The sequence below is a fragment of the Saccharothrix variisporea genome, from assembly GCF_003634995.1.
Classification (GTDB): Bacteria; Actinomycetota; Actinomycetes; order Mycobacteriales; family Pseudonocardiaceae; genus Actinosynnema; species Actinosynnema variisporeum.
On record NZ_RBXR01000001.1, the window covers coordinates 5,018,014 to 5,039,854 of the forward strand.

The window sequence follows — 21,841 nt, forward strand, 5'->3', positions numbered from 1 at the left end:
TACCCGTCCAGTAGAACCGGTTAACGGCTCTGTGACGCGGCGAACTCCGCCACCTGTCGCCCGATCGTGCGCAAAGTGTCCGCGACCGTGGCGTCCGAGCAGCCGCCTTCGAGGTCGAAGTCCACCTGGCGGGAGTTGATCGCCGAGCCCAGCGGGGTGGGCCAGCCGCGCAGGGCGTGCACGATCGAGCGCAGGGCGGTGAGGGTGGTCACGGCCGCCTGCCAGCCGTGCGCGGCGGCGACGCAGCCGACCGCGCGGCCGTGCAGGTAGGGGCGTTCGTCGTCGCGGAGGTCCTCGACGTAGTCCAGGGCGTTCTTGACCAGGCCGGACACCGTGCCGTGGTAGCCGGGCGAGACCAGCACGACGCCGTCGGCGATGCGCAGGGCGTCGATCAGGCGGCGGGCGTTGTCGGGGCGGTCGGGGACGGCGGGGTCGTAGAACGGCAGCACCAGGTCGGGCCCGGCGACCTCGATGGTCTTGGCGCCCGCGTCCGCCGCCGCGCCGAGGACGATGCGCATGGCGCGCTCGGACTGCGAGTTCGGGCGGAGGGACCCGCCGATGCCCACCACGGTGACCGTCATGGTGTCCGATCCTGCCACCTCGACCTAGGTCGAGGTCCAATCCTGGCTTCGGGACCTACCCGCTAGTAACGTGCGTCTCATGCCAAAGCTCGCCGAGTCGGTTCCCGCCGGTGTGGTCGCCGGCGCCCTGCGGTTCGCGTTCGCGCTGCCGCGGCCGTTGCGCAACCTCGTGATCGGCCGCCCGATCGTGCTGGACGGCCAGCGCCTGCACCCGGAGGCCCAGCTGATCCTGCGGTTGCAGCGGCTGGCCGGCGAGGACTGGACGACCACCACGCCCGCCGCCAACCGCACCGCCCTGAGCAGGAGCAACGCGCTGGTCAGCGGCCCGGTCGTGGAGGGCGTCACGGTCCGCGCGCTGGACATGGACGGCGTGCCCGGCCGGTTCTACACGCCGCACGGGCTGCCCGGGGGCTCGCCGCTGCTGGTCTTCTACCACGGTGGCGGGTGGGTCAGCGGTGACCTGGACAGCCACGACAACCTGTGCCGGTTCCTGGCCGTGGAGGCCGGGGTTCGGGTGCTGTCGGCGGACTACCGGCTGGCGCCTGAGCACCCGTTCCCGGCGGCGGCGGACGACGCCCGGACCGCGTTCGAGTGGGCCGTGGCGAACGCTTCGGAGTTGAAGGTCGACCCGGCCCGGATCGCGCTGGGCGGTGACAGCGCCGGCGGCAACCTGGCGGCGGTGACCGCGCTGCACGCGCGCGAGGCCAAGCCGGTGTTCCTGCTGCTGTTCTACCCGGCGGTGGACGCGACCGTGCGGCGGCGTTCGCGCGAGCTGTTCGGCCGGGGGTTCTTCCTGACCGACGAGAAGATGGACTGGTTCCTGGACCACTACGCCCCGTCCCGCGACACGCACGCCGACCCGCGGCTGTCGGTGCTGCTGGCGGAGGACTTGAGCGGCCTGCCGCCGACGTACCTGGCGACCGCGGGCTTCGACCCGCTGCGGGACGAGGGCGAGGCGTTCGCGGCGAAGCTGGCGGAGCAGGGCGTGCCGGTGGTGCTGCGGCGGCACGAGGGGCTGTTCCACGGGTACGCGAACATCCTCGGCGTGGGTGGCGTGTTCCGGGAGGCGGTGGCGGAGGCCGTCGGCGCGCTGCGCACGGGGTTGGCCTTGGCCAACGCCCGCCAGGACGTGCCCGAGACCGCCTGAGCCGGAGTGGAGGGCCGCCCTCGATCCCGTGAGGGCGGCCCTCCGTCTGCCGGCCGGTGTGCTGCTGCCTGCCGGGGTCAGTCGGCCTGGTGCGGACCGCCGCCGCCGACCGCGCCGCCTTCCGCCGCGCCGCTGCCCACACCCGCTTCGGCACCGCCGCCCATACCCGCCTCGGCACCGCCGCTGCCGACCCCGCCGGACTCGGCGGAGGCCAGGTTGTGCTCGAGCTGGTCGGTGAGGGCGTTGCGCTGCCGCTCGTTCTCCACGCACAGCCGCACGATCTCGCCGACCGCCGCGTGCACGACGCCCTCGGCCCGGTCCAGCTCCTCGGCACCCAGCACGTCGTCCACCCACGACCCGCCCAGCACGGTCCGGACCGCGTCCGCCACCTCGGGGCGCCGGGCCACGTCCGTCGCCGCGGCGCCGGTCGCCACGGCCAGTTCGTCCAGCTTGGCCGCGAGCCCGTCCACCTCCTTGATCAACTGCTGGAGGCGGTCGCGTTCGGCGCGCAGTTCGGCCAGGTCGCGGTCGGTGGCGGCGGTGGCTTCGGCGTTGGCCTCGCCGGAGGAGGCCTCGCCCTGTTCGACGCGGGCGGCCTCGGCTTCGGCGATGGCCCCGTCCAGCTCCTCGCGGGCGGAGGTGAGCTGCTGCTGGTAGTCCCGGATGGCCTCGGGCTCGTAGTCCACCAGGGACAGGGCGTGCACGGGGCTGTCCGTGCCGACCTTGCCGGCGGCGGCGTCCAGGTCGGCGCACGCGTCCATCGCGGAGCGGATCGCGGGGTGGCTCACTGCGCACCTGCCCGGGTGATGTCGTCGGAGTTGGCGTTGTCGGTGTCGTCGTAGGTGTCGGCGTCGCGCTCGATGCGGTCGGCGATGTCGGCCAGGCTGTGCCGCCGGCGGCGCAGGCCCTCGGTGCGGCGGGCGACGGCCGCGTCCAGCACGGCCGCCGTGCGCGGGCCGGGGCCGGACTCGCCGAACGCGCCGCCGGGCACCTCCGTGCCGGCCAGGGCGCCCGACGCGACCTCCACGCGGTCGCCCGCCTGCCGGAACCTCTTCGCCGAGGCGCGCATGCGCCCGGTGTCGGCTGTGAACACCTGCTCCCCCTTCAGGAACCCAAGTAGTAGGACCGCCGCTCCGCGACCAGGTCACGGGCGGAGCGCTGGGCGGTGGTCGCGGCCTCCAAGATCGCGTTCGCCAGCACCTTGGGATCGACGCGCGCGACGAGCGTCGCGTTCACGGCGACCTCGACGACTTTTCCGGATGTGTCCACGCCCACCTCGACCAGCCCGCTGCCGTCCCGCCCGGCGACGACCCGACCGGCTAACTCGCGCTTGAGGGCCTCACGGGCCTGCTCACGCCGGTCGGCGCGGGCCGCCATGTCCTCCAGCGCACTCATTCGGCCATCCCCCGGTCACCTGGTCGTGTTGTGGATCAACGTAGTCTCGGTGATGTGGAATCGGGGTTCTGGGTCCGGGTGCGCCTCGGCGACGCGCCACCCGCGATCCGCGTGCCCGACCAGGGCGAACCGCGCTGGGTGCGGGCGTCGGGCGAGAAACCCACCGCCCGTGACGACGAACCCGAGGCCCGCACGACGTGGCTGGTGGACTCGTTCGAGATCGTCGCCCCTCGCTATCCGTGGAAGCGGGATTGACGGACGGTAAACCCGTTGCTCGGACAGGTGAAGATAGGACGTGTGAACCTCGCCCCCTACCTGGCCGTCCTGCGCACGCCGCGCGTCCCGTCGTCGGTGGTCCTGATGTTGTTCGCGCGGATACCGGCCACGGCGGCGGGTATGACGATCACCATGCACGTCCTGCTCGGGCTGGAACGCGGGTACGGCGCGGCGGGGCTGGTCGGGGCGATGTCCACCATCGGGATCGCAGTCGGGTCGCCGTTGATGGGGCGGCTCAGCGACGCGCGTGGGCTGCGGGCGATGTTGGCGTTGTCGCTGGTCACCGAGGGTGTGTTCTGGTTCGTGGCGCCTCTGCTGCCGTTCGAGGTGCTGTTGGTCACGTGCTTCCTCGCCGGGCTGAGCACCATCCCGGTGATGTCGCTGGGGCGCCAGATCCTCACCGCGCTGGTCGACAAGTCGGGGCGGCGCACGGCGTTGGCGTTGGACTCGATGGCCGTCGAGGTGGCGTTCATGGCCGGTCCCGCGCTCGGTGTGTTCCTGACCACGCACTGGACCAGCCGGGTCGCCATGTGGACGATCGGCGCGCTGATGGTCCTGTTCGGCCTGGTCCTGTACGCGGTGAACCCGCCGGTCCGCTCCGAGTCCGGCGAGCGGGTGCCGCGGCGGGAGTGGTTGTCCGGGCGGTTGGTCGGCGTGCTGGTGACCGCGGGCGGGGCGACGTTCGTGCTGTCCGGGGTCGAGGTGGCGGTGGTGGCGTCCATGCGCGGGCTCGACCTCACCGAGTGGACCGGCGCGGTGGTCGTCGTGATGTGCCTCGGGTCGCTGGCGGGCGGTTTCGTCTACGGCGCGCTGGACCGGGTGCCGCCGGTGTGGGCGCTGATGGGTGCGATGGGGTTGCTGGCCGTGCCGATCGGGCTGTTCACCGGGTCGGTGTGGGCGCTCGCGATCGCGCTCGTCCCGACGAACTTCCTGTGCGCGCCGACCATCGCGGGCACCGGCGACACCATCGCCGACCTCACCCCGCCCAACGCGCGCGGCGAGGCCCTGGGCCTCCAGGGGTCGGCGTTCACGCTGGGCGCGGCGCTGGGCGCACCGATCACCGGCTTCGTGATCGACCACTCGGCACCGGGCTGGGGCTTCGTGGTGGCGGGCGCGGGCGCGGTGGTCATCGCGGCGGTGTCGCTCAAGACGAGCCGGTCACCGCAGCTCGTGTAGCGCCCGGTAGAGCTTGGCGACCAGCGGACGGGTGCGGGCGTAGTGCTCGACGGCCGCCGGGTCGGCTTCGATCCGCTTGGTCGGGCGGATGAGCCGGGAGGCCTCGGTCAGGTCCGGCAGGTCGCCGAGCGCGTGCCATGCCAGGAGGCCGGCGCCGACGCCCGAGCCCTCGCTGTCCTCGGCGATCTCCAACGGCAGGCCCAGGGTCGCCGCCAGGACGGTGGCCCACAGGTCGCTGCGGAACGCGCCGCCGGTCGCCCGCACGGCGTTCACGTCGGCCACCGAGCGGACGGCGTCCAGGACCAGGGCCAACTGCTGGGCCACGCCCTCGATCAGGGCTCGGGTGATCTCCGCGCGGCCGTGGTCGCGGCGGACGCCGATCAGGGCCGAGCTCGCGTCGGGGTCCCACCAAGGGGCGCGTTCGCCGAGCAGGTAGGGCAGGGCGGTGATGCCGGACGCGCCGACGGGCACGCGTGCGGCTTCGTCGAGCAAAGTCGGCAGGTCGGCAGAGAAGGTCTCGGACGCCCACCTCGCCACCACGCCGCCGTTGCTCACGGCCCCGCCCAGCACCCACAGGCCGCCGCCGATGGCGTAGCAGAACACCCGCCCGTCCTCGTCCACGGCGGGCCGGTCGCGCACCACCCGCAGTGCGCCGCTGGTGCCCAGCGACACCGCCGCCACCCCTGGCACGACCGCGCCGACCCCCAGGTTCGCCATCGGGCCGTCACCGCCACCCAGGACGACCGGGGTGCCCAGCGGGATGCCGGGGATGTCGAACGTCAGCGGGAGCGCGTCTGTCGGCGCGTGCAGGTCGGGCAGGTCGGCGGTGGTCACGCCCGCGAAGGCCAGGGCGTCCGGGTGCCAGGACAGCGAAGCCAGGTCCAGCAGGCCGGTCGCGGACGCCGACGAATGCTCCGTGGCCAGGACACCGGTGAGCCGGTGGGTCACGTAGTCCTTGAGGCCGCACCACTTCGCCGCCGTGAACCCGCGCGCGGCGAACCACGCCAGCTTCACCAGCGGCGACATGGTGTGGACGGGGGTGCCGGTCGCGCGGTGCAGCGCGATGCCGGCGGGCGTGCCGCGCAGCCGGGCCACCTCGGCGACCGCGCGGTTGTCCGCCCAGCTCAGCGAAGGGGTGACGGGCGAAAGAGAAGCGTCCAGGCCCACCAAGGTGTGCATCGCGCCCGTCAGCGACAGGGCGCGCACGGTGTGCCCGGTGGACGCGACCTCCCGCAACGCGCGGACGGCCGCGTCCCACACCTGGGCGGGGTCGTGCGTGGCCTCGCCGGAGGGCGTGGTGCGCATCGGGTAGCCGTGCTCGGCCGATGCCACCACGCCCGCGTTCCGGTCGACCGCGATGACCTTGGTCGCCGTAGTTCCCAGGTCGATCGCGAGCACCACGTCCGCCATGACGGCGAACCTACAGGCGGTTGGCCAGTTCCTCGGCGATCTCGTAGGTGTTGAGCGCCGCGCCCTTGCGCAGGTTGTCGCCGCACACGAAGAAGTCCAGCGTGTTCGGGAAGTCCAGCGCCTGGCGCACCCGGCCCACGTAGGTCGGGTCCTCGCCCACGACGTCCGCCGGCGTCGGGAACTTCTTCGCCGCCGGGTCGTCCACCAGCACGATGGACGGCTGCGCCTCGAAGATCTTGTGCGCCTGCTCGACGGTCACCTCACGGGCGAAAGTCGCGTGCACCGCCAGCGAGTGCGTGGTGACCACGGGGACGCGCACGCACGTCGCCGACACCTTCAGGTCCGGGATGCCCAGGATCTTGCGGGACTCGTTGCGGACCTTCAGCTCCTCGCTGGTCCAGCCGTCGTCCTTCAAAGAACCCGCCCACGGCACCACGTTCAGCGCCAGCGGAGCCGGGAACGGCGAGTCCGACACCGGCAGGTTCGCGGCCTCCAGCGCCTCCCGCACGTCACCCGCGCGGACGCCGACCTCCTTGCCCGCCAACGCCTCCAGCTCGCCGTAGAGCCGGTCGATCGCCGCCTGACCGCCGCCGGAGGCCGCCTGGTAGGACGCCACGACCAGCTCGCGCAGCCCGAACTCCCGGTGCAGCGCACCGAGAGCGGCCATCATCGACAACGTCGTGCAGTTCGGGTTCGCGATGATCCCCTTGGGGCGCACGGAGATCTGGTCCGCGTTGACCTCCGGCACCACCAGCGGCACCTCGGGGTCCATGCGGAACGCGCCCGAGTTGTCCACCGCCACGGCACCGCGCGCCGCCGCGATCGGGGCCCACTCCGCGGACACCTCGTCCGGCACGTCGAACATGGCGACGTCGACGCCGTCGAACGCCTCCGGCGACAGCGCGACGACGGTCAACTCCTCGCCGCGCACGGTGATCTTCTTGCCCGCCGAGCGCGGGGACGCGATCAGCCGGATCTCACCCCACGGCACGGACGGCCGGCCGTTGATGATGTCGATCATGACGGTGCCCACGGCACCGGTAGCGCCCACAAGGGCCAGCACAGGGCTCATCGTCCACTCCCGGCGTACACCACGGCCTCTTCGTCCCCGCCCAGCTCGAACGCGTCGTGCAGCGCGCGCACGGCGTCGTCGAGCTGGGTGTCCCGGCAGATCACGGAGATGCGGATCTCCGAAGTGGAGATGATCTCGATGTTCACGCCCGCCGACGCGAGCGCCTCGCAGAACGTGGCGGTCACGCCGGGGTGCGAGCGCATGCCCGCGCCGATCAGCGACACCTTGCCCACGTGGTCGTCGTAGAGGACCTGCTCGAAACCGATCTCCTCGCGCGCCTTGTTCAGCGCCGCCACGGCCCGCGGGCCGTCGTCCTTCGACAGCGTGAAGGTCACGTCGGTGCGGCCGGACACGGCCTGCGACACGTTCTGCACGACCATGTCGATGTCGAGTTCCGCCTCGGCCACGACGCGGAAGATGCGGGCCGCCACGCCGGGGTGGTCGGGCACGGCGGTCACGGTGACCTTGGCCTCCGACCGGTCGTGCGCGACGCCGGTGATCATCGCCTGTTCCACGGGAAGGTCCTCCACTGACCCGGACACGATGGTCCCGGGCTTGTTGCTGAACGAAGATCGGACGTGCACCGGGACGCCGTAACGACGGGCGTACTCGACGCAGCGGAGCATGAGCACCTTCGCGCCGCACGCCGCCATCTCGAGCATCTCCTCGTAGGTGATGGTCTCCAGCCGCTTGGCGTTGGGCACGATGCGCGGGTCGGCGGTGAACACGCCGTCCACGTCGGTGTAGATCTCGCAGACGTCGGCCTTGAGCGCCGCCGCCAGGGCCACCGCGGTGGTGTCGGTGCCGCCGCGGCCCAGCGTGGTGATCTCCTTGCTGTCCTGGCTCACGCCCTGGAAGCCCGCGACGATCGCGATGGCCCCCTCGGACAGCGCGTCCTGGATGCGGCTGGGCGTCACGTCGATGATGCGCGCCTTGCCGTGCACGGACGTGGTGATCACGCCGGCCTGCGAGCCGGTGTAGGAACGCGCCTGCGCGCCCAGCGAGTGGATCGCCATCGCCAGCAGCGACATGGAGATGCGCTCACCGGAGGTCAGCAGCATGTCCATTTCGCGGGCGGGCGGCACCGGGGACACCTGGCGCGCGAGGTCGAGCAGCTCGTCGGTCGTGTCACCCATCGCGGAGACGGCGACGACGACGTCGTTGCCCGCCTTCCGGGTCGCGACGATGCGCTCGGCCACCCGTTTGATCCGCTCGGCGCTCTCGACCGAGGAACCGCCGTACTTCTGGACGACGAGCGCCACTGATCCTTCTCCCTCCGAGCCGACAACGGGCGAGGGGAGTTCCACCTTGGCGGTTACGCCGGCGTGAAACCCCAGCTTGGGGGCAGAGTACCTGGCCCAAGGAGTGGACAGCGGGCACCGTGACGGGCACTACCCTCTCCTGCTGTGTCGACCCTGGAGGCGGTTCGCGTGGAGCCCGAGGACGCGCCGAGCGCGCGTGACCGGCTGGCGCGCGCGGCCAGACACCGGGTCGTCCTGGTCCTGGCGCCGGCCGTGGTCTACCTCGCCGTCCGCGAGTTCGGGCTGCTGGTGCTGGCGCTGATGGCGGAGCGGTGGAACAAGGACGTCACGCGCGTGCTCACGTCGTGGGACGGGCAGTGGTTCCTGGGCATCGCCGAGGGCGGGTACGACAGCGTGCCGTCCGGCCTGGTCGACGCGTTCGGGCGGCGCACCGACGAGACGCCGCTGGCGTTCTTCCCCGGCTACCCGGCCCTGGTGCGGTGGGTGGACGGGCTGCCCGGCGTCGAACCGGTCGGCGCGGCGTTCGCGGTGAGCCTGGTCAGCGGGGTGTTCTGCGCGTACGGGCTGCGGCGGCTGGGGTCGCGGGTGTTCGGCGGGTCCGACCGGGCCGGGCTGGTGCTGGTGGTGCTGTTCGCGGCCTCGCCGATGGCGGTCGTGCTGTCGATGACGTACTCGGAGGCGACCTTCTGCGCGTTGGCGGCGTGGTCGCTGGTGGGCGTGGTCGAGCGGCGGTGGGTGCTCGCGGGGCTGTGCTGCGCGGCGGCCGGGCTGGTGCGGCCCACGGCGGCGGCGCTGATCCTCGCCGTGTGCCTGGCGGCTCTGGTGGCGGTCGTGCGGCGGTGGGACGGGTGGCGGCCGTGGGTCGGCGGGCTGGTGGCACCGCTCGGGCTGCTCGGGTACCTGGCGTATGTGGCCGTGCGCACCGGGCAGTGGGACGGGTGGTTCGCCGTGCAGCAGCGCGGGTGGGACTCCCGGTTCGACGGCGGGGCGGCCACGTGGAAGTTCGCGCTGCTCATCCTGGGTGAGCCGCGGTCGGTGCTGGAGCTGGCGACCGTGTGGTTCCTGGTCGTGGCGATCGCGCTGGTCGTGCTGGGGATCCGGCGGGGCCTGGAGTGGCCGCTGGTGGTGTACGGGGCCGGGGTGCTCGCGATGGACCTCGGCTCGAACGGGTTGATGAACTCCAAGGCCAGGCTGCTGCTGCCGGCGTTCACGCTGCTCGTGCCGGTGGCGCTGGCGATGGCGCGGCGGCGGACGTCCACGGTGGTGGCGGTGCTGGTGGGGATCACGGTGTTCAGCGCCTGGTTCGGCGCTTACGCCATCACGGCTTGGCAGTATGCGATCTGATGGACCTCAACCCGCTGATCGCGCAGCGCTGGAGCCCCCGCGCCTTCGATCCCACCGCGTCCCTGACCGCCGACGACCTGCGCCCCCTGCTGGAGGCCGCCCGGTGGGCCCCTTCCCACGGCAACACCCAGCCGGCGCGGTTCCTCGTCGGCTTCCGGGGCGACTCGGTCTTCACGCGCGTCTTCGACGCGTTGCGGCCGGGCAACCAGGCGTGGGCGGGGCGTGCGTCGGTGCTGGTGGTCGCGTGCCGGGTGACGGGTGACGATCGCGGGCCGATGCCCAACACCGAGTACGGGGTGGGCTTGGCGGTGGCGAACCTGAGCCTCCAGGCGGTGGAGAACGGCCTGGTAACGCACCAGATGGGCGGGTTCTCGAAGGACGCCGTCCGGGAGGCTTTCGGGTTGCCGGAGGACGTGGTCCCGGTGGTCGTGGTGGCCATCGGCGTGCTCGGCGACGACTCCGACCTGCCGGAGGAACTGCGGGCGCGGGAGCATCGGGTCCGGAAGCGCAAGCCGCTCACCGAGACGGTGTTCACCGAATGGGGTGAACCGCTGTTCTCAGCCGAGCCGGCGGATGAGCTTGACGGCCAGTGACCGCACGATGAGCCAGAACACGGCCGCGATGCCGTAGTTGACCAGGACCCGGAGCTTCGCGTCCTCGGGCGTGAACAGGTCGCGGAAGCCGAGTGCGAACCTGTCCGCCCAGCTCGCGACCGTCGTGGTGATCGAGTTGTCGGGGTTGGCGCCGCCCACGGTCAGCAGCACGTGCGCGACCAGGACGACCGCGATGAGCAGCCCCGCCCAGCCGACGACTCCCGCCACGACCGACACGATCCGCGTCCGCACATCCGAAGACGCCGTGTGTTCAGCCATGACGGGAGTGTCGCATGCTCTAGCGCGCTACGACACGCGCCAGGATGCCGGTCACCACCAGCCAGAACACCGCCGCGAGACCGTAGTTCACGATGACGTCCAGGTTGGGGTTGCCGAGCTGGAACAGGCCTGGGAAGAACAGCGCCAGCGGCTCGGCGAGCTGCTGGATAAAGCGGAAGAACGCGTTGGCCTGGTTCGCCCCGAAGAGGATCATCAGGATGTAGAGGACCTCGATGAGAGCGAAGACAGCGCCCACGCCGCTGATCACTCGGGCAGCGGTGAAGCTGCCGCTGCGCGTTGAGGTTCGCCATCTGGACATGCCGTTCGAATACCTCACACGAACGAGTGATAAACACCCGCTAACCCGGACCACCTGCTCGGACGCCCCCACCGGGCCCACCGCGAGGCCGCGTCGGCTTGTCACGCCGCATTTGCCGCCGGTCACGCCCTTCGACCGCCGGCAAATGCGGCGTGACGAGCCGACTTCCAGGCGGCCTCGCCCGCGCCGCCGGAGGCGGCTCAGTCCACCACAGTCCACCATGTGGGCGTCCGGTTCCAGGCCGCGACGGAATGTGGTTAACCTGTGGTCGTGGCACGTGCCCTCCTGCTTCGCCGCCGTGACGGGGTCTGACAAGACCGGCCCCCCGTCGCGGGATCGAGCGTTGCCGCCGGTCGTCCTCCCAAAACGACCAGCAGGAGCTGTGAGCACGCCATGACCACGAGTCCCGACGCGTACACGTCCGGCACCAGCCGCATCCGCACCCCGGCCCGTCCCGCGCCCGCCGACCAGCCCGCCTGGAACCCGCAGCGCGGCACGTCGATGCCGGTGCACCGCTACCGGCCGTTCCACGAGCTGGTGGAGACCGTCGACGTACCCGACCGCACGTGGCCGACCAAGCGGATCGAGAAGGCGCCGCTGTGGTGCGCGGTGGACCTGCGCGACGGCAACCAGGCCCTGATCGACCCCATGTCCCCCGCCCGCAAGCGCAAGATGTTCGACCTGCTGGTGCGGATGGGCTTCAAGGAGATCGAGGTCGGCTTCCCGGCCGCCTCGCAGACCGACTTCGACTTCGTCCGCGAGATCATCGAGGACGGCGCGGTCCCGCCGGACGTCACCATCCAGGTGCTGACCCAGTGCCGGCCCGAGCTGATCACCCGCACGTTCGAGGCGCTGCGCGGCGCGCACAAGGCGATCGTCCACTTCTACAACTCCACGTCGATCCTCCAGCGGCGCGTGGTGTTCAAGTCCGACCGCGAGGGCATCAAGAAGATCGCCACCGACGCGGCGGCGTTCGCGCTGGAGGAGGCGAAGAAGTACCCGGAGACGGACTTCCGCTACGAGTACTCCCCCGAGTCCTACACCGGCACCGAGCTGTCCTACGCGCTGGAGGTGTGCGACGCGGTCTCCGCGGTCATCCAGCCGACGCCGGAGAAGCCGCTGATCGTCAACCTGCCCGCGACCGTCGAGATGGCCACGCCCAACGTGTACGCCGACTCGATCGAGTGGATGTCGCGCAACCTGGCCCGCCGCGACTCGATCATCCTGTCGCTGCACCCGCACAACGACCGGGGCACCGGCGTGGCCGCCGCCGAGCTGGGCTACCTGGCGGGCGCGGACCGCATCGAGGGCTGCCTGTTCGGCAACGGCGAGCGGACCGGCAACGTGTGCCTGGTGACGCTGGGCATGAACATGTTCAGCCAGGGCGTGGACCCGCAGCTGGACTTCTCCGACATCGACGAGGTCCGCCGCACGGTCGAGTACTGCAACCAGCTGCCCGTGCCCGAGCGGCACCCCTACGGCGGCGACCTGGTGTTCACCGCGTTCTCCGGCTCCCACCAGGACGCCATCAAGAAGGGCTTCGAGGCGCTGGAGGACGCGGCCAAGGCCGCCGGGCAGCACGTGGACGAGTTCCCGTGGGAGGTCCCGTACCTGCCGATCGACCCGAAGGACGTGGGCCGCAACTACGAGGCCGTCATCCGGGTCAACTCGCAGTCAGGCAAGGGCGGCGTGGCCTACCTGATGAAGACCGAGCACCACCTGGACCTGCCGCGCCGGCTGCAGGTGGAGTTCTCGCGGGTCATCCAGGAGGTCACCGACACGCAGGGCGGCGAGATCTCGCCCAAGGACATGTGGGACGCCTTCTCCGAGGAGTACCTGGACGGCACCGTGCCGCTGAAGCTGCTGCGGCAGAAGGTGTCCGGCGACGGCAGCGGGCACGAGACGATCAAGGCCGTGGTCGTCGTGGACGGCGAGACGCAGGAGGTCACCGGGTCCGGCAACGGCCCGATCGCCGCGTTCGTCGACGCGCTGGCCTCGGTCGGGTACGACGTGCGGGTGCTGGACTACTCCGAGCACGCGATGTCCTCCGGCGACGACGCCCGCGCGGCGGCGTACCTGGAGTGCGCGGTGGGCGACCGGGTGCTGTGGGGCGTGGGCATCGACTCGTCCACGGTGGCCGCGTCGCTGCGCGCGGTCGTCTCGGCCCTGAACCGGGCCCACCGCTAGTCCACCGGCCGCCCGGTCACCCGTCGTGGCCGGGCGGCACCAGGGAGGCGTCATGCGCGTGCACCAGCAGTCCGAAGAACCCCGCCCGGTCGTGCACCGGGGCTCCCCGGCGCCGGTGCCGCGCGGCCTGCTCGCGTTGCAGGCGACCGCGGGCAACGCGGCGGTGACGTCCCTGGTGGTGCAGCGGGCGATCACCCTGACCGACGAGCGGGGTCATCACCCGCTGACCATCCGCCAGGCGTGCGACCTGCTGGAGGGCGAAGAGCACCACGACCTCCCGTTCGCCGCGGTGCGACAGCTCTGGCGGCAGAACTGGACCGGGACGCGGGCCGACTTCCTGCGCGCCGCCCAGGACCTCCGCCACCTCAGCGGGCCGGCCATCGAAGACTTCTACGCGGCCCAAGCGGCGCAGTACGCCGCCACCGTGCGCGCCAACGCCACCCCGCGGGTCGTGCTGCACGACTACGACCAGGTGAGCCAGGCGATCAGCCACCTGCGCAAGTCCGAGGACGCCGTCGACATGGACGAGGCGCTGGCCGCGAAGAACGCGCGGCTGGGCACGGCGTCGCTGGCCACGTGCATCGCGGTCGGGATGACGTTCGCCGATCACACCGGCGCCCGGTTCACCGCCCTGGCACACATGACCGCCGCGCAGCAGCCGGCGGACGTCTTCGACGACCTGGAGGACGAGCTGGAGCGGCTGGACGGGTACCCGATGCGGAACGAGCGGGTCGGCGTGCGCTACTTCGTGGTGGGCGGCTCGCGGGACTCGGCGCGGTTGCAGGTGGAACTGCTGGAGCACATGATCGCTCGCCGGTACCTCGGCGGGGACGTGGTGCTGGTCAACGACCGCGAGTTGCGGCGCCGGACCAAGGTGGTCGTGGTGGACGCCGACGGGACGGTCCGCTACGGCGTGTCGACGACGGACCACGCCGCCTGAGCCTTTCCTGAAGAGCGCGCGACCCTCGGAGTTAACCCGCCCCGGCTAGCGTTCTCCGATCATGACCGCCCTCGTGGTGCTGTTCGTGGTCGCCGCCGTGCCGTTGGCGCCGACCGAGGCCGTGCTCATCGGGTGCGGTGTGCTGGCCGCGTCCGGTGAGCTGCCGCTGGCCGGGGTGATCGCGGTGGCGGCGCTGGGCTGCTTCACCGCCGACCTGGTCAACTACTCGCTCGGGCGCAGTGCCGGGATGCGGGCGCTGCGTCGGTTCGGCCGCAGACCGGGTTCGCGGGCGGTCGTGGCGTGGACGGCGGCGCGGCTGGCGGAGCGCGGTGAGCCGATCCTGGTGGCGGTGCGGTGGGTGCCCGGCGGTGGGCTGGTCGGGGCGCTGCTGGCGGGGTCGCTGCGGTGGCCCAGCAGGCGGTTCGCGCCGGTGGCGCTGGCCGGTGCCACGCTGTGGAGCGGGTACACGGCCCTGATCGGCTACTTCGGCGGCCAGGTGGTGACCGACCCGCTGCTGGCGGTCGCCCTGTCGTGGGGCACGGCGATGCTGATCAGCGTCCCGGTCGGCATGGCCGTGAAGTCCGCCCAGCGCCGAGTGGTCGACACCGCGGCCGAGACCGCCGCCGCCTAGCGGACGGCCCGGTCCAGGCAGGAGCGGACCGCGGTGCGGGCGCGGCGGTAGGCGGCGGGGTCGTCGTACAGGACGGACTGCGCGTTGGCCAGTTCCAGGAACGCGATCAGCTCGAAGGCCACCTGGTCCGGGTCGGCGACCAGGTCGGGCACGCCCTCGACGGCGTCCCGGACCAGGGTGGTCCAGCCGCGCCCGGCCTCGGCGATGGCGTCGCGCACGCGGCCGGGTCGGGCGTCGAACTCCGCCTGCACCGCGTAGAAGAAGCACCCGCCGGGGAAAGTCCGCCCCTCGGAGTAGGCCAGCCAGCCCTCCAGCAGCGACTCCAGCCGGGCCAGGCCGGGTGGCAGGTCCAGCGCCGGCGTCACCACCTGGTCCAGGAAGATCTTCGCCGCGGCCCGGACGGTGGCCAGCTGCAGCTCCTCCTTGGACCCGAAGTGCGCGAACACCCCGCTCTTGCTGACCTCCAGCTCGGTCGCGAGCCGCCCGATCGACAGGCCCTCCAGGCCCTCCACCGACGCGATCTCCGCGGCCCGTCGCAGGATCTGCCGCCGGGTCTGCTCGCCGCGCTCCAGCCGTCCGTCCACCTTCACCCCGACCACGCTAGCCGCTCTTGACGTCCTCGCCCAAACTAACTGTACGATCGTTCGTACAAATTCCTGGAGGACACCGATGGACCTGCTCGACCTCAACCGCGCCGCGATCGACCTCAACGTGACGCTCTACGGCAAGCTCGAACCCCACCACTACGACCTGCGCACCCCGTGCGCCGGCTGGACCGTCCGCGACCTGCTGCAACACCAGGTCGACGCCACCCTGAAGTTCGACGCGGGCGCCCGGGGCACCGCACGCGCGCCGCAGGCCGGGGATGATCTGGTGGCCGCCTACGTCGCCGCCTCGGAGCGGGTCACCGAGGCCTTCCGCGCCGATGGGGTGCTGGACGAGCCCCGCGAGTTCCCCGGCTTCGGCACGCGCCCCGGTCGCGACCTGGTCGCCGCGCACTTCGTGGACAACCTGGTCCACGCCTGGGACCTGGCGAAGGCGGTCGGGTTCGACGCGACGCTGGACGAGGAGATGGCACTCGCCGCGTACAAGATGGCCCGCCACTACCCGAGCACGCCGGAGGTGCGGGGACCGGGCGCGGCGTTCGGGCTGCCGGTCGACGTGCCGGAAGACGCGCCGCTGACGGACCGCTTGGTGGGGCTGCTGGGCCGCAAGCCCGACTGGTCCTGAAGAAGGCCGGTGGGGAGGTGCGTTCCAGGGGGACGCACCTCCCCACCGGGAGTACTACGGGTTGAGGACCTCGCCCACCGAGGACGGCCCGATCAGGGACACGTCCGGCGAGATGGCCGACTCCTCCACCAGCACGGTCTCCACCTCGTGCGGCCGGATGCGGCCCGCCTCGATGTCCTCCGCCCAGTGGCACGCCACCCGGTGACCCGGCCGCACCTCGCGCAGCACGGGCCGGTCGGTGGCGCACTTCGTCTCCTGCTTCCACGGGCACCGGGTGTGGAACCGGCAGCCGTTCGGCGGGTTCGCCGGCGACGGCAGGTCACCGGTCAGCAGGATCCGCTCGCGCCGGTCCTCGACCTCCGGGTCGGGCACCGGGATCGCCGACAGCAGCGCCTTGGTGTACGGGTGCAGCGGCTCGGTGTAGAGGTCGTCCGAGGACGCCTCCTCCACGATCCCGCCCAGGTACATCACGCCCACCCGGTCGGAGATGTGCCGCACCACGGCCAGGTCGTGCGCGATGACCAGGTAGGTCAGCCCGAACTCCTCCTGCAGCTCCTCCAGGAGGTTCACCACCTGCGCCTGCACCGACACGTCCAGCGCGGACACCGGTTCGTCGGCGATGATCAGGTCGGGCTCCACCGCCAGCGCCCGCGCGATGCCGATGCGCTGCCGCTGGCCGCCGGAGAACTCGTGCGGGTACTTCCGCAGCGAGGTCGACGGCAGGCCCACCGCGGACAGCAGCTGGCGCAAGCGCTTGCCGGTCGCTTCCCGGCCCTTGTCCAGGCCGTGCGCCCGCAGTCCCTCGACCAGGATCGACTCCACGGACTGCCGGGGGTCCAGCGACGACATCGGGTCCTGGAACACCATCTGGATCCGCCGCCGCATCTTGCGCAGCGACTCGCCCTTGAGCGTCACCAGGTCCGTGCCGTCGAACACGACCTTGCCGCCGGTGGGCTCCACCAGCCGCAGCATGCCGCGCCCGAGCGTGGACTTGCCGCACCCGGACTCGCCGACCAGGCCGTAGGTCTCGCCGCGCCGGATCTCCAGGTCCACGCCGTCCACGGCGTAGACGTGGCCGACCGTGCGGTCCACGATCAGGCCGCGCTTGATCGGGAAGTGGACCTTGAGGTCCTGCACCGAGACCAGCGACCCGCCCACGGGCGCGTCGGCGGCCGCGGGCTCGACAGCGGCGGTCATGCGGGCACCTCCTGTGCGGCGGGCGTTCCCGGCAGCACCGGGTTGTGGCAGCGCAGCGACCGCTGACCCTGGAACTCCAGCGCGGGCGTGACCTGGCGGCACACGTCCAGCGCGTTCGGGCAGCGCGGCGCGAACGCGCAGGCGCTGTCCCACGGGATGTTGTCCGCGACCGAGCCCTTGATCGGCACCAGCTTCTCGCCGCGCGCCGCGTCCAGCCGCGGGATGGAGGCCAGCAGGCCGTGCGTGTACGGGTGGCGCGGCTCGGCGAACAGCTCGTGCCGCTCCGCCCGCTCCACGACGCGACCGCCGTAGAGCACGTTCACCTCGTCGCACAGCCCCGCCACGACGCCCAGGTCGTGCGTGATCATGATCAGCGCGGTCCCGGTGTCCTGCACGAGTTCCTTGAGCAGGGCCAGGATCTGCGCCTGGATGGTCACGTCCAGCGCGGTGGTCGGCTCGTCGGCGATGAGCAGCCGCGGCCGGCACGCCAGCGCGATCGCGATCAGCGCGCGCTGCCGCATCCCGCCGGAGAGCTGGTGCGGGTACTCCGACAGCCGCCGGGTCGGGTCGGGGATGCCGACCTTGTCCAGCAGCTCGGCCGCCTCCACCATCGCCTTCTTGCGCGGCATGTCGCGGTGGCGCTCCAGCACCTCGGTGACCTGGAGGCCGATCGGGATCACCGGGTTCAGCGACGACAGCGGGTCCTGGAACACCATGCCCAGGTCCCGGCCGCGCCGGTCCCGCATCTCCCGGTTGGACAGCGTCAGCAGGTCGGTGCCCTCGAACTTCACCGAGCCGGTCACCTTGTTGCCGCGCGCGGGCAGCAGGCCCATGATCGCGAGCGAGGTCACCGACTTGCCGCAACCGGACTCGCCGACCAGGCCCACGGTCTGGCCGGGGTCGACGTCGAAGGAGACGCCGTCCACGGCGCTGAACGGTTCGGTGCCCCGGCGCTGGAACACCACGCGCAGGTCACGCACTTCGAGCAAGGCCACAGCGGATCACCTCCGGTTCTTCGGGTCGAGAGCCTCGCGCAACGACTCGCCGAGCAGCGTGAAGCCCAGCGCCACGATGATGATCGCGATCGCCGGGAAGTAGGCCAGCTCCGGCTTCACGTCGATGTAGCGCTGCGAGTTGCCCAGCATCAGACCCCACTCGGCGCGGGCCGGGTCGGGGTCGCCCAGGCCGAGGAACGACAGCGACGCCGCCTCGATGATCGCCGTGGCCAGGGTGAGCGTGGCCTGCACGATCACCGGGCCCAGCGAGTTGGGCAGCATGTGCCGGAACACGATCGTCTTGCGCTTCACGCCCAGCGCCGTCGCCGCCAGCACGTGGTCGCTGTGCCGTTGCGCCAGCATCGCGCCGCGCAGCAGGCGGGCGAAGATCGGCACGGTGGTCACGGCGACCGCGATGATGACGGTGGTCTGGCTGCCCCGGCTGGCCAGTGCCGCGATGGAGATCGCCAGCAGCAGGCTCGGGATCGACAGCATGATGTCGGTGAACCGCATCAGCCACGAGTCGACCCAGCCGCCGAACGCGCCCGCCGCGCCACCGATCAGCATGCCCAGCACCAGGCCGATGAGCGTGGCGCCGACACCGACGACCAGCGACTGCTGCGCGCCGACCAGCAGCCGGCTGAAGAAGTCGCGGCCCAGCTCGTCGCTGCCCAGGAGGAAGCCCGGCATCGGGCCCGGGATGTTGTCCGGGCGCAGCTGGTCGAGCAGCTCCTCGTAGCGCTTGTACGGGTCCTTCGGCGTGATGAACGGCGCGATCACCGACAGCACCAGGAAGACCAGCACGATCACCGCGCCGATGATGGCCACGGGGCTGCGCGACATCCGCTTGAGCGCGTCCGCCGCGAGGCTCGTGCCCGCGGACTCGGCGAGGGCGTCGACCTTCTGCTTCTTGCGGTTCAGCAGTGTGGTCATGATGTCCGCACCCTCGGGTCGATGATGGCGTACGAGATGTCCACCAGCAGGTTCACCAGCACGTAGACCACGGCCGCGAGCAGCAGCAACGCCTGCAGGCGGGGGTAGTCGCGGCGCTCGATGCCCTGGGCCAGCAGCGACCCGAGACCACCCCACACGAACACGCGCTCGGTGAGGACCGCGCCGCCGAGCAGCAGGCCGGTCTGGAGACCGATGGTCGTGGACACCGGCAGCATCGCGTTGCGCAGCACGTGCCTGCGCCGCACGATCGTCGCCTGGAGGCCCTTGGCGTTGGCGGTGCGCACGAAGTCCTCGTTGAGCACGTCCAGCACGGACGCGCGGGTGATCCGGACGATCACCGCGAGCGGGATGGAACTCAGCGCGATCGCCGGCAGCACCAGGTGCCACAGGGCGTCGGCCGAGGCGTCCCACTCCTGGGTGAGGACGCCGTCCAGCACCGCGAAGTTCGTGACGTGCGTCGGGTCGATGGTGACGTCCTGCCGGCCCGACGGCGGGAACAGCGCCAGTTCCTGCGCGAACACCTGCTTGAGCAGGATGCCCAGGAAGAACACCGGGACGGCGACCCCGACCAGGGTGCCGATCACGGTGACGTTGTCGAGGAAGCGCCCGCGGTAGCTCGCCGCGAGGTAGCCCAGCGGGATGCCCAGGACGACGGCGAACAGCAGCGCCGCGATGGACAGCTCGATCGTCGCGGGCAGGGCCCGGCCGATCTCGGCCATCACCGGCTCGCCGCTGATCAGCGAGCTGCCGAAGTCCCCGGAGAGGATGCGCCCGAGGAACTTGAAGTACTGGATGATCAGGGGCTGGTCGAGCCCGAGCACCTTGTTCAGGGCCGCGATCTTCTCCGGGGTGGCCTTGTCGCCGAGCAGCGCGCCGGACGGTCCGCCCGGGAGCAGCCGCAGCCAGATGAAGACCAGCATGGAGAGGATCAGCAGCGTCGGGATCGCCTGGAGCAGGCGACGGACTATGAATCGCAGCATGTTGGAACCCCTTGGACAGCAAGGTGGTGGCGCTCGGGTCACGAGCGCCACCACTCACCGGTCCAGTCGGATCAGCCCTTGCTCACGGTGTCGAAGCGCTCGTCGGTGAGCGGGCTGGGCACCAGGCCCGAGATCTTGCTGCTCACGACGATCGCCGGCGGCGAGTGCGACACGGGCACGGCGGGCAGGTACTTGCTCATGATGTCGCGGTTGACCTGCTTGTACGCGTCGGCGTGCTTGGTCTCGTCGACGACCGCGTCGGCGGCGGACAGGGCGTCGAACAGGGCCTTGTCGTCGAAGCCGAACTCGGCCTTGGCGCGACCGAAGAACGTGCCGACGAAGTTGCCGGCGTCGTTGTAGTCACCGGTCCAGCCGAGCAGGTGCAGGTCGTGCTTGCCGAGCTTCTGCACGTCGTCCTTGTAGCCGCCGTTCCACGGGCGGGACACGATCTCGACGTTGATGCCCGCGGCCTTCAGGTCGTCCGTGATCACGGCCGCGATCTCGGTCGGGTTCGGCATGTACGGGCGGCTGACCTCGGTCGGCACGTAGAACTTCAGCGTCAGGCCGGTGGCGCCGGCCTGGGTCAGCAGCTCCTTGGCCTTGTTCACGTCGTGCGGGTACTTCTGCACGTCGTCGGCGTAGCCCGCGACCGTCTTCGGGATGAACTGGGTGGCCACCTCGGCGCCCGCGGGGAGCTTGGTCTTGACCAGCTGCTCGCGGTTCACGGCGTAGGCGATGGCCTGGCGGACCCGCAGGTCCTTCAGGGCCGGGGTGTTCGCCTCGTTGATGCCCAGGTACAGGATGTTGAACGCCGGGCGCGGGGTGACGTTGAAGCCGTCGGACTTCAGGGTGTTGTAGTCCGCCGGGTTCGGGTAGTCGTAGCCGTCGATCGTGCCGGCCTTGAGCTCCTGCTTGCGGGCGTTCTCGTCCGGGATGATCTTGAAGATCAGCTTGTCGAGCTTGGCCTTCTCGCCCCAGTAGTCGTCGTTGCGGACCAGGGTGATGGTCTTGTTGGCCTTGTCGAACTTCTCCAGCTTGAACGCGCCGGTACCGGTCGGGTGCTCGGTGGCGTAGGCCGGGTAGGCGAAGGAGTCACCCGACTGCTGGACGTTGTCGGCGTCGTACTTCTTCAGCGCCTCGGGGCTGGAGATGGAGAACGACGTCAGGCCGAAGGCCGCCGGGAACGCGCCCTTGTAGGCGTTGAGGTTCAGGACCGCGGTGCCCTCGTCCTTGGCCTCGCAGGACTTGTAGAGGGGCTCGCCGGCCGCGTCGCCCTCGTTCTTGGCGAAGCCGCTGAACACGTCGGCGTAGTAGATCATCTGGCTCTGGGCGGCGGCGCCCTTCATGTTGAACCAGCGGTCGAAGTTGAAGCAGACCGCGGCCGCATTGAACGGAGTGCCGTCGTGGAATTTCACATTTTTCCGCAGTGTGAACGTCCACGACTTGCCGTCGGCGCTGGGCTCCCACTTCTCCGCGAGACCGGGCGCGAGGTCCGCCGTACCACGCTTGTAGGTGATGAGCGTGTCGTACATCTGGCGGATCGGCCGGAAGCTCTCACCGTCGTCGTTGAAGATCGGGTCGAAGTTCTTGGGCTCGCCCGCGGCCCCGAAGACCATCGTCCCGCCGGTCTTGCCGGACCCGGAGTCTCCACCACGCTCGGATTGCGCGCAGGCGGACAGTGCGAGGACAGCGACGCCGGTCAGGCCGATCGCGGCCGTCCAGCGGCGCCGAGCCGTTCGGGAATGGACCATCAAACACCCCTTGGGAAATCCGGGATCTCTCGGTGTGAGGTCGGACCCTAACCGGTGCGCACAACCCTTCCGCAGTAACACAGGTCACGATCCGGCCACGTGAATCGGCATTCTCGTACTTC

Annotated in this window: 24 protein-coding genes; 9 read left to right on the plus strand and 15 right to left on the minus strand. The window is 71.2% G+C overall.

The annotated features are described in order from the left end of the window. Window positions 1-20: 20 nt before the first annotated feature. Complete coding sequence (locus tag DFJ66_RS22510; protein ID WP_121223630.1) at window positions 21-581, minus strand: NADPH-dependent FMN reductase; 561 nt, start codon at window positions 579-581, stop codon at window positions 21-23. A gap of 79 nt (window positions 582-660) precedes the next feature. On the opposite strand from DFJ66_RS22510, the gene DFJ66_RS22515 reads away from it, so the two are divergent. Next, window positions 661-1,728 (plus strand): alpha/beta hydrolase, encoded by a 1,068-nt coding sequence (locus DFJ66_RS22515; protein ID WP_121223631.1) that lies wholly within the window; start codon window positions 661-663, stop codon window positions 1,726-1,728. Window positions 1,729-1,805: 77 nt separating this feature from the next. On the opposite strand, the gene DFJ66_RS42890 is transcribed toward DFJ66_RS22515, so the two are convergent. From DFJ66_RS42890 to DFJ66_RS22530, 3 genes are read right to left on the minus strand one after another with little or no spacing between them, the layout of a single operon-like run. Continuing rightward, window positions 1,806-2,516: a hypothetical protein gene (locus DFJ66_RS42890; protein ID WP_170199585.1), complete on the minus strand. Its 711-nt coding sequence runs from the start codon at window positions 2,514-2,516 to the stop codon at window positions 1,806-1,808. Further along, on the minus strand, window positions 2,513-2,821 hold the full coding sequence (locus DFJ66_RS22525; protein ID WP_121223632.1) for a hypothetical protein: 309 nt from the start codon (window positions 2,819-2,821) through the stop codon (window positions 2,513-2,515). Before DFJ66_RS22525 ends, DFJ66_RS42890 begins: the two co-directional genes overlap by 4 nt. Window positions 2,822-2,832: 11 nt before the next feature. Next, window positions 2,833-3,123 carry a YbaB/EbfC family nucleoid-associated protein gene (locus DFJ66_RS22530; RefSeq protein WP_121223633.1) on the minus strand — a complete coding sequence of 97 codons (291 nt, stop codon included), beginning with the start codon at window positions 3,121-3,123 and terminating at the stop codon, window positions 2,833-2,835. Window positions 3,124-3,177: 54 nt separating this feature from the next. Between DFJ66_RS22530 and DFJ66_RS22535 the strand changes: the two genes are divergently transcribed. Next, the gene (locus DFJ66_RS22535) at window positions 3,178-3,378 is read left to right on the plus strand and encodes a hypothetical protein (RefSeq protein WP_121223634.1); all 201 of its coding nucleotides are present in this window, start codon (window positions 3,178-3,180) and stop codon (window positions 3,376-3,378) included. Window positions 3,379-3,420: 42 nt separating this feature from the next. Further along, the gene (locus tag DFJ66_RS22540; protein ID WP_121223635.1) at window positions 3,421-4,575 is read left to right on the plus strand and encodes an MFS transporter; all 1,155 of its coding nucleotides are present in this window, start codon (window positions 3,421-3,423) and stop codon (window positions 4,573-4,575) included. On the opposite strand, the gene DFJ66_RS22545 is transcribed toward DFJ66_RS22540, so the two are convergent. From DFJ66_RS22545 to DFJ66_RS22555, 3 genes are read right to left on the minus strand one after another with little or no spacing between them, the layout of a single operon-like run. Beyond that, complete coding sequence (locus DFJ66_RS22545; protein ID WP_121223636.1) at window positions 4,558-5,985, minus strand: gluconokinase; 1,428 nt, start codon at window positions 5,983-5,985, stop codon at window positions 4,558-4,560. The genes DFJ66_RS22540 and DFJ66_RS22545 overlap by 18 nt on opposite strands. 10 nt (window positions 5,986-5,995) lie before the next feature. Then, complete coding sequence (locus DFJ66_RS22550) at window positions 5,996-7,057, minus strand: aspartate-semialdehyde dehydrogenase (protein ID WP_121223637.1); 1,062 nt, start codon at window positions 7,055-7,057, stop codon at window positions 5,996-5,998. Next, window positions 7,054-8,319, minus strand: coding sequence for an aspartate kinase (locus DFJ66_RS22555; RefSeq protein ID WP_121223638.1), 1,266 nt, complete (start codon window positions 8,317-8,319; stop codon window positions 7,054-7,056). The genes DFJ66_RS22550 and DFJ66_RS22555 overlap by 4 nt, the downstream gene beginning before the upstream one ends. A gap of 144 nt (window positions 8,320-8,463) precedes the next feature. Between DFJ66_RS22555 and DFJ66_RS45085 the strand changes: the two genes are divergently transcribed. Both DFJ66_RS45085 and DFJ66_RS22565 read left to right on the plus strand, forming a co-directional pair. Beyond that, on the plus strand, window positions 8,464-9,663 hold the full coding sequence (locus DFJ66_RS45085; RefSeq protein WP_281276630.1) for a hypothetical protein: 1,200 nt from the start codon (window positions 8,464-8,466) through the stop codon (window positions 9,661-9,663). Next, window positions 9,663-10,256, plus strand: a complete 594-nt coding sequence (locus DFJ66_RS22565; RefSeq protein WP_121223639.1) for a nitroreductase family protein — start codon at window positions 9,663-9,665, stop codon at window positions 10,254-10,256. Before DFJ66_RS45085 ends, DFJ66_RS22565 begins: the two co-directional genes overlap by 1 nt. Here the strand turns inward: DFJ66_RS22565 and DFJ66_RS22570 are convergent. Beyond that, entirely contained in the window at window positions 10,221-10,535 is a 315-nt protein-coding gene (locus DFJ66_RS22570) for a hypothetical protein (RefSeq protein ID WP_147459334.1), read from the minus strand. The genes DFJ66_RS22565 and DFJ66_RS22570 overlap by 36 nt on opposite strands. 19 nt (window positions 10,536-10,554) lie before the next feature. Next, complete coding sequence (locus DFJ66_RS22575; RefSeq protein ID WP_121223641.1) at window positions 10,555-10,854, minus strand: hypothetical protein; 300 nt, start codon at window positions 10,852-10,854, stop codon at window positions 10,555-10,557. 393 nt (window positions 10,855-11,247) lie between these two features. Here DFJ66_RS22575 and leuA point away from each other — a divergent pair, with 393 nt between their 5' ends. The 3 genes from leuA to DFJ66_RS22590 all read left to right on the plus strand — a co-directional run bounded on the left by leuA (window position 11,248) and on the right by DFJ66_RS22590 (window position 14,612). Beyond that, entirely contained in the window at window positions 11,248-13,041 is a 1,794-nt protein-coding gene (gene leuA / locus DFJ66_RS22580) for a 2-isopropylmalate synthase (protein WP_121223642.1), read from the plus strand. A gap of 52 nt (window positions 13,042-13,093) precedes the next feature. Then, window positions 13,094-13,981 (plus strand): hypothetical protein, encoded by an 888-nt coding sequence (locus DFJ66_RS22585; RefSeq protein ID WP_121223643.1) that lies wholly within the window; start codon window positions 13,094-13,096, stop codon window positions 13,979-13,981. Window positions 13,982-14,042: 61 nt separating this feature from the next. Continuing rightward, on the plus strand, window positions 14,043-14,612 hold the full coding sequence (locus DFJ66_RS22590; RefSeq protein ID WP_121223644.1) for a DedA family protein: 570 nt from the start codon (window positions 14,043-14,045) through the stop codon (window positions 14,610-14,612). Here the strand turns inward: DFJ66_RS22590 and DFJ66_RS22595 are convergent. Next, window positions 14,609-15,202, minus strand: a complete 594-nt coding sequence (locus DFJ66_RS22595; protein WP_211351282.1) for a TetR/AcrR family transcriptional regulator — start codon at window positions 15,200-15,202, stop codon at window positions 14,609-14,611. The two genes, DFJ66_RS22590 and DFJ66_RS22595, sit on opposite strands and share 4 nt — an antisense overlap. A 79-nt stretch (window positions 15,203-15,281) precedes the next feature. Here DFJ66_RS22595 and DFJ66_RS22600 point away from each other — a divergent pair, with 79 nt between their 5' ends. Further along, window positions 15,282-15,842: a TIGR03086 family metal-binding protein gene (locus DFJ66_RS22600; RefSeq protein ID WP_121223646.1), complete on the plus strand. Its 561-nt coding sequence runs from the start codon at window positions 15,282-15,284 to the stop codon at window positions 15,840-15,842. Between the two features lie 54 nt (window positions 15,843-15,896). On the opposite strand, the gene DFJ66_RS22605 is transcribed toward DFJ66_RS22600, so the two are convergent. The 5 genes from DFJ66_RS22605 to DFJ66_RS22625 all read right to left on the minus strand — a co-directional run bounded on the left by DFJ66_RS22605 (window position 15,897) and on the right by DFJ66_RS22625 (window position 21,719). Then, window positions 15,897-17,039, minus strand: a complete 1,143-nt coding sequence (locus DFJ66_RS22605) for an ABC transporter ATP-binding protein (protein ID WP_121223647.1) — start codon at window positions 17,037-17,039, stop codon at window positions 15,897-15,899. Next, complete coding sequence (locus DFJ66_RS22610; RefSeq protein ID WP_121223648.1) at window positions 17,036-18,034, minus strand: ABC transporter ATP-binding protein; 999 nt, start codon at window positions 18,032-18,034, stop codon at window positions 17,036-17,038. Before DFJ66_RS22610 ends, DFJ66_RS22605 begins: the two co-directional genes overlap by 4 nt. A gap of 6 nt (window positions 18,035-18,040) precedes the next feature. Next, complete coding sequence (locus tag DFJ66_RS22615) at window positions 18,041-18,967, minus strand: ABC transporter permease (protein ID WP_121223649.1); 927 nt, start codon at window positions 18,965-18,967, stop codon at window positions 18,041-18,043. Further along, window positions 18,964-19,968, minus strand: coding sequence for an ABC transporter permease (locus tag DFJ66_RS22620; RefSeq protein WP_121223650.1), 1,005 nt, complete (start codon window positions 19,966-19,968; stop codon window positions 18,964-18,966). Before DFJ66_RS22620 ends, DFJ66_RS22615 begins: the two co-directional genes overlap by 4 nt. Window positions 19,969-20,039: 71 nt before the next feature. Then, window positions 20,040-21,719 (minus strand): ABC transporter substrate-binding protein, encoded by a 1,680-nt coding sequence (locus DFJ66_RS22625; protein ID WP_121223651.1) that lies wholly within the window; start codon window positions 21,717-21,719, stop codon window positions 20,040-20,042. Window positions 21,720-21,841: the final 122 nt, after the last annotated feature.

Excerpts from the sequence above, each read along its gene's own strand:
- DFJ66_RS22515 (WP_121223631.1), top strand. The coding sequence starts at position 661 with ATGCCAAAGCTCGCCGAGTCGGTTCCCGCCGGTGTGGTCGCCGGCGCC.
- DFJ66_RS22605 (WP_121223647.1), bottom strand. The coding sequence starts at position 17,039 with ATGACCGCCGCTGTCGAGCCCGCGGCCGCCGACGCGCCCGTGGGCGGG.
- DFJ66_RS22550 (WP_121223637.1), bottom strand. The coding sequence starts at position 7,057 with ATGAGCCCTGTGCTGGCCCTTGTGGGCGCTACCGGTGCCGTGGGCACC.
- DFJ66_RS22600 (WP_121223646.1), top strand. The coding sequence starts at position 15,282 with ATGGACCTGCTCGACCTCAACCGCGCCGCGATCGACCTCAACGTGACG.
- DFJ66_RS22615 (WP_121223649.1), bottom strand. The coding sequence starts at position 18,967 with ATGACCACACTGCTGAACCGCAAGAAGCAGAAGGTCGACGCCCTCGCC.
- DFJ66_RS22530 (WP_121223633.1), bottom strand. The coding sequence starts at position 3,123 with ATGAGTGCGCTGGAGGACATGGCGGCCCGCGCCGACCGGCGTGAGCAG.
- DFJ66_RS22510 (WP_121223630.1), bottom strand. The coding sequence starts at position 581 with ATGACGGTCACCGTGGTGGGCATCGGCGGGTCCCTCCGCCCGAACTCG.
- DFJ66_RS22585 (WP_121223643.1), top strand. The coding sequence starts at position 13,094 with ATGCGCGTGCACCAGCAGTCCGAAGAACCCCGCCCGGTCGTGCACCGG.
- DFJ66_RS22575 (WP_121223641.1), bottom strand. The coding sequence starts at position 10,854 with ATGTCCAGATGGCGAACCTCAACGCGCAGCGGCAGCTTCACCGCTGCC.
- DFJ66_RS22570 (WP_147459334.1), bottom strand. The coding sequence starts at position 10,535 with ATGGCTGAACACACGGCGTCTTCGGATGTGCGGACGCGGATCGTGTCG.
- DFJ66_RS22590 (WP_121223644.1), top strand. The coding sequence starts at position 14,043 with ATGACCGCCCTCGTGGTGCTGTTCGTGGTCGCCGCCGTGCCGTTGGCG.
- DFJ66_RS22625 (WP_121223651.1), bottom strand. The coding sequence starts at position 21,719 with ATGGTCCATTCCCGAACGGCTCGGCGCCGCTGGACGGCCGCGATCGGC.
- leuA (WP_121223642.1), top strand. The coding sequence starts at position 11,248 with ATGACCACGAGTCCCGACGCGTACACGTCCGGCACCAGCCGCATCCGC.
- DFJ66_RS22565 (WP_121223639.1), top strand. The coding sequence starts at position 9,663 with ATGGACCTCAACCCGCTGATCGCGCAGCGCTGGAGCCCCCGCGCCTTC.
- DFJ66_RS22545 (WP_121223636.1), bottom strand. The coding sequence starts at position 5,985 with ATGGCGGACGTGGTGCTCGCGATCGACCTGGGAACTACGGCGACCAAG.
- DFJ66_RS22620 (WP_121223650.1), bottom strand. The coding sequence starts at position 19,968 with ATGCTGCGATTCATAGTCCGTCGCCTGCTCCAGGCGATCCCGACGCTG.